This window comes from Cyanobacteriota bacterium, assembly GCA_025054735.1.
In the GTDB taxonomy this organism is placed as follows: Bacteria; Cyanobacteriota; Cyanobacteriia; order SKYG9; family SKYG9; genus SKYG9.
The window spans coordinates 1-4658 of record JANWZG010000329.1; the positions used below are offsets into that span (position 1 = coordinate 1).

1 protein-coding gene is annotated in these 4658 nt (G+C 50.8%); it reads right to left on the minus strand.

Annotation, left to right across the window (positions count from 1 at the left end):
* Positions 1-446: 446 nt before the first annotated feature.
* A complete protein-coding gene (locus NZ772_14320) occupies positions 447-4592 on the minus strand; it encodes a PAS domain S-box protein (protein MCS6814725.1) in 4146 nt (1381 codons plus the stop codon).
* Positions 4593-4658: the final 66 nt, after the last annotated feature.

A 4658-nucleotide genomic window follows, 5' to 3' on the forward strand; every position in this document is an offset into this window, starting at 1 on the left:
GCAGTTGCCATTTGGGCGATCGCCGCCTTAACGCTCGTCTCTGGGGCGACAATGGGGGGTGGTGGCACCAAGGCAGCTTGGAGTTGGGCAGTGCAAACGCTAGCGTCACTAAAGGCCATGAATCAAAGTTTGGTAGAGGAAGGGTTAAGGCAGCGATGGTTTTGATGTCGTCACAGTTCAGGCTCTAGATAAGGCAGAAGGCAAGCCTGCATGTTCGTAGTCATAACGTCAGTCGCTGCCCCCAGACCAAGGACTAAGGTTCTCATCACCAGCATTTCAATGGGCTAATGTACTGCTCACACGAGTACTGCTGTGAGAGTGACCATGATATTCAACTAGCCTCTATACGTCATTATTCCTTGTTGGTTAATCGGAACAACACCTTGCAACATTCTTCAATGTTGTCGGTTGGTCACTCCTGAAAGAGAACTGTTGTTGAAGCGTCGTTATGGAGACGTAGCGGTTTCCAGCAGGCGTTGAATTATGCCTACCAACTGTTTCAGTTTGACGGGCTTACTGAGGTAATCGGTTGCACCTGCGGCTAGGCAACGATCGCGATCGTGCTCCATGGCTAAGCCCGTCAAGGCAATAATCGGTACTGTAGCTAGGGCTGGCTGTTGGCGAATTTGGGCGATCGCCGCCAGACCATCCAGTTCTGGCATGTGAATATCCATCAAGATGATGTCTGGGTGTTGTGTTTGGGCTAGGGCGATCGCCTCTCGACCATTTTTTGCTAACAATAGCCGATAGCCCTTGGCGTTGAGATAACTGGACATAGTGCTGATATTGGCTTCATTGTCTTCTGCTAGCAGCACTAGTGGCATCATGATGGGGGGCTGCTGTGTGACAGATCGGTTGGCATTATCTGTAAGCACCTGCGGAGACGATGGGGTAGCTGCGGGCTTATAGGGCAAGTCGATCGTAAAGCAACTGCCCACACCCACTTCACTTGTTACTCCAACCACACCACCGTGTAAATCTACCAACCGTTTCACCAAGGCCAGCCCTAGGCCAGTACCTTCATATTTGCGGTTGAGGGCACTGTCAATTTGTACAAATGGCTGAAACAGGTGCTGGAGGTGCTTAGGAGGGATGCCAATGCCTGTATCAATCACCGCAATTCGTAACCAATCGGCATCTGGTGCTGTTGATTGCAATGACACCTCGATAGTCACCTGTCCACCATGGGGGGTAAACTTCACTGCATTGGTCAACAAGTTGATTAACACCTGGCGGATGCGCCGCTCATCCACTAGCAATTCAGGTAGCTGAGGCGGCAAATTTGTAACTAGGCGAATACCTTTTTTAGCGGCTTGGGTACTGACAAAGGTAAGACTGGCATGACAGAGATTGGCGATCGAAACCGGGGCTAGGTGAATGTCTAACTGACCAGCTTCAATCTTGGCGAGATCGAGAATATCGTTGATTAGCTCTAGCAGATGATTGCCACTGCGTTCGATCGTTTGCAGTGCCCGCCGTTGGTCTAGAGTGATGGAGCCAAAGGTCTCTTCCAATAAGCCCTCAGTCATGCCCAAGATAGCATTAAGGGGGGTACGTAGCTCATGGCTCATGTTGGCCAGAAACTCATCCTTGAGGCGAGTTGCCCGCATGAGTTGCTCGTTGCTATGCCGGAGTTGTGCTTCTGTTTGCTTACGCTCAGTAATATCGCGCACAATTACCAATGCCTCTTCAGGACTGATGGCCACTACCCGAATCTCCTCATAGGCCAATCGGTCGTGCTTTTGTACTTGATGCTCGTAAACCTGAAGTCTGCCTGTGGCGATCGCTCGTTCTATCATTTGCAACTGCTGCTGTAATAATTCCAGGGGCAACACTTCGGCTAAATGCTGGTGAATGGGAAGAAACTGATCGCCCTGGTTAGCGGAATGAACATAGTCTATGCAACGACCATCTCGCGTTACCCGTAACAACAGATCAGGGATGGCCTCCACAATGGCACGAATCTGGCGTTCTCGATCGCGCAGTTCTGCTGTCCGTTCCTCCACCTTTAGCTCCAGGAATTGGTTAAGCTGTTGCAGAGCTTGCTGAGTTTGTTTCAGTTGGGTGATATCCCGACCTACGCCTACCATGCCGACAACTTGTGCGTCAGCATTGAGAATAGCTTTGAATGACCAACCCAACCAGCGCCAGCCGTCCTTGGTCATGGTGCGATGTTCTAGATAGCAAACGTAGGGTGGTTGGTGTAATAGGCTGTAGGCTTTGGCAGTGCGCTCCTGGTCATCTTCGTGCACTACGGGTAAATAGGGCTGATTGAGCAATTCTGCGTCAGTTTTGCCAAACAGTTCACAGTAAGAGGGACTGACAAATACCAAGTGATTATCTGGATCCACCTTAATGATCAGATCAGTTTGATGCTCCACCAGCAAGCGATACTTTGCTTCGCTAGCCTCTAGACTTTGGTTAAGGCGTATTAACTCTTCTGTAGCGGTCTTGCGTTGCAATTCAGCCGCAGTTCGCCCAGCTAGTGCTCGCAATACAGCCGAGATTTCTATGCGCTGCGCCTCTGATAATGGCTTTACGTCCATGATGAATAAGTTTCCTAATAGTTGACCTTGGGTATCAGTGAGGGCAATGCCTAAGTAGCTCTCAGCTTGCATGGTGGCTAGGTCTGTATCTTTAGGAAAACATTGCTGGAGGTGCTGTTCACAGTAAAACTCTCCTTGCTCCAACACCTGTTGGCAGGGAGTATTGAGAATGGGGTAAATAATCTGGGATTCTAGAATGCCGTTAGCCCAAAAGGCCAATGTCTGCAAACCATCATCTTTCAACTCTGCAACACAGGCATACTGAACATTAAGGGTTTCTGCTAGGTGTTGCACGAGAGCCGCAAAGAAGTCGTCTCCAATTACAGCAGCCGTACCCGTTAGTATTTTCTGAAGGGTGAGTTCTGCCCGTTTACGATCGGTAATGTCTCGCACAATCACCAATACTTCGTCACTGGTTAGAGGGGTGATGCGCACTTCCTCATAGCGAGTTTCATGGTCAACCACAACTGCCTGCTCATAGACCTGAAGGCTACCGGTGTCTAGTGCCTGTTGCGTGTAGTAAAGGCGCTGCTGAGCCAACTCAGGGGACATGACATCGTAAACGGTTGGATGTTCCTGCTCAGGGGGTGGGTAGCGCACTCGCACGGTACTCCCAGCAATCATGCGACTGTAGTGTCCATGACGATCCATTTGAATTAACAGATCAGGAAGCGCTTCCACAATAGCGCGGTTGGTCTGTTCGCTCTCGTGCAGGGCACGTTCTGCCTGTTTGCGAGCGGTGATGTCGGTAATGGTGCCAATGTGGCCAACAATCTGTCCCTGACTATCATACTCAGCGGCTGATTGTCCATACACCCAAACAGAAGAGCCATCTTGCCGTTGAAACCGATATTCCATAGCAAAGGGATGGATGCCTTGGACACATTGCTCCCAAGCGGTGACAGTGCGATCGCGATCATCGGGATGCAACCGTTGATGCCACTCGTTTCTAAGGGCAGCCGCTTGAGTAAGGCCAGTGATTTGACAATAGCGCTCGTTAACATAGGTACAAAATCCAGTTGCATCGGTGCGAAAGATACCCACTGGGGCGATCGCCGCCAAGGCAGCATAGCGCTGTTCACTGGCTAGTAGCCGTTGCTCTATGCGCTTGCACTTCTCTAGCTCTGCTTCGAGGTTGCGATTGGTCAAGAGGGCTGATTTCTCTGCCTCTAGTTGGTCTACCTTGCTTTCCAGCAGCTTCATAGACCTGTAGAGTTCCAATGGGTTTGATGCCTGCCATAGATTCCTCTGGGTCACCAATCCTACTAGTTCTTCCTGGCTGCCTGTCACGACTACTTGTTGGATATGGTGCTGCTCCATGAGTTGATGCACCGCCAAGAGGGAATCGGTGGGTGCAACGGTAACCACTGGCGAACTGATGACGGTCTGGACTGGGCAAGTAGCTAGGTTTAGCCCCAAGGCTTGCCATTGCACTAGGTCATGCTCTGTCACTATGCCTACGGGGATGGGTATTCCAGAAGCAGGATCGGTTAGAAAGTCTACAATCACAACGGAACTAATGGTGCGGTCTATCATCAGCTGGGCGATCGTGGCTATCGTGCTCTGGGGTGGGGCTGAGGTAACTGTTGTGGTCATGGCCTCTGACACTGACCGCAGGCGTAATAGGTCGATTAAGCAAGATAATGGCTGCAAGCTGTCATCGGTAACTAGCCCGACTAGACGATCGCAGTCGTCCACAAGGGGTAACTGGTGAATATGGTGCTGTTGTAGCAGGTGGATTGCTGATAGCACGTCTGTAAAGGCACGCTCGTGCAGGGTGATAACTGGGTGGCGCATCACTTGGTGAACCCACAGGTGCTCTAGTGGTTGTTGCTGGGCGATTAACCGCACAAGATCTCGTCTGGTGACTAGGCCAATGACCTGATCATGGTCTACCACAATCACACAGCTTGATCGCGCGTTTAGATGGGGGTCATCGTGATGAAGCTTGCTCAGGTGGACGATCGTTTCCATCACTGATGTCTGGGGTGAAACCACCAGTGGCGAGCGAATGATAGCAGACTGCGGGGCTTGCAGGGATAGCATGGCGGGCAATGACTATGTAGTGACTATAACGTGATGGTAAACTTAGCGCCTGTTGGCTGGTTGTTT